General features: G+C 30.4%; 1 protein-coding gene. It reads left to right on the forward strand.

Going from position 1 to position 1,674, the window contains the following annotated elements:
• Positions 1 to 302: 302 nt before the first annotated feature.
• Positions 303 to 812 (forward strand): DUF333 domain-containing protein, encoded by a 510-nt coding sequence (locus tag ADA42_RS17855; RefSeq protein ID WP_228137611.1) that lies wholly within the window; start codon positions 303 to 305, stop codon positions 810 to 812.
• The last annotated feature ends 862 nt before the right edge of the window (positions 813 to 1,674 follow it).

Raw genomic sequence — 1,674 nt, forward strand, 5'->3', positions numbered from 1 at the left:
GCATGAAGTCAGACCGTAAAGAATAAAATATGGTGCGATGATCACATGATTTCACTTCAAAACACATCATGACATAGGTAATTACCAGAATTCGCGTATACTTCTCCTACCCAAAACTTGTAAGCATAAGAAAAGCTTATGGCTTTTCGACTCTTAAAGAAATCATAAAACGAAATATCCATTTTTTCATCTTCTCATGCTAATTTTTTAAGTAAATTATTATCTGAAGTATGGATTAATAAAGGTTTTCTAAAAATTTTTATATCGAAATAAATACACTTATCATACTTCATCGAATAATTTTGTCTGATAATACCCTTTTTCCTCAGCTAGTTTATGATCTTATGAAAAAAAACCTAATTGCAACACTAGCCTCATCACTTTTGTTCACTGCATGCACATCTAGTATTATTAGTAATACTAATAATATTAAATCAATTGGTATGCCCAATCCTGCCAGTGTTCATTGTGAAAAAATAGGTGGAAAATCTTTCACCAAAAAAAATTTAGCTGGTGATGAGTTTGCATTTTGTAAGCTTTCAGATGGGTCAGAAGTAGATGCATGGGAGTTATTTAGATCTGCTCATCAACAAGATCATACTAACTTCATAGTTCATTATGATGCTACCAAGAAGCAAAAAGTTTTGAGTAAAATACAGAATCAAAAATTAGAAACAGTATATGTATTAGATAATTTAAGTATCATTGTAGTCTCTGTTCCTCAATCTAAGGTAAAAGAAATTGTTAATGAAATAGAAAAGACAGATGGTGTATTCGGAGTTCAAGAGGACTCAGTGAATCAACTTTATTAATAAAATTTGACATTATTTCCAGCCAATGGATTTAAATTAATTAGAATTTAAAATTAGCGAGTATAGAAATTTCATGCAATGACTGAGTAAAACTATCTCGCTAATTTTATTTTGATTTAACAAAAGTCTAAAAATAATATTTTAGTCATCTGGCTGACTTGTCATACTCTCAACATACAACTACATGTACGACGTTTTCTTTCATGAACCTAGCTTCAATAGCTACTAATTCTTGACTCAAAAAGTTAGTACTCATTAATAAATAAGTGGCTACGAAAATAAGCGTCTATGATTAATTTTAGTAGAGGGCATTGCTCATTGCCTATTGCTCTGTAGCCAGGTAAAAGAAGAGAGCATCATAATCTTTGATCAGCCAGAAAAGATGAACTGGTCACATAGTGCTTGCATGAATTTCAAGCATTAAAAAACCACTTAGGATTAATGCACCTAAGTGGTTGTTTTATATGGTAGGCCCACCGTGACTCGAACACGGGACCAACGGATTATGAGTAAAGACAAGTTTCAATAAAAAATATAATAAAAACAAAATCTTAATATAGGTTGATGATTTTTTTATTAGTAAAATCAACGAGACCATGCATAAAATACTAAGTCTATATATTTTAAAGTAAAATTAAAAAATCACCTAAAAATACACCGTAAGAATAAATTTATTAAATTTTCTATGTGTCAGTTAATAAAGACAATATTTTTCAATGTAAAGTACAATAGACCGCGAAAAGACCTCAGTTCTCTAAAAGACCTTAAAGATAGACCACAGAAATGTAATAAGTTTTGGATAGACCGCAAAAGACCATAAACTCTTAACATGCATGAAGTCAGACCGTAAAGAATAAAATAT

Origin of the sequence: Acinetobacter sp. 243_ASPC (genome assembly GCF_001054715.1) — a bacterium.
GTDB lineage: Bacteria > Pseudomonadota > Gammaproteobacteria > Pseudomonadales > Moraxellaceae > Acinetobacter > Acinetobacter soli.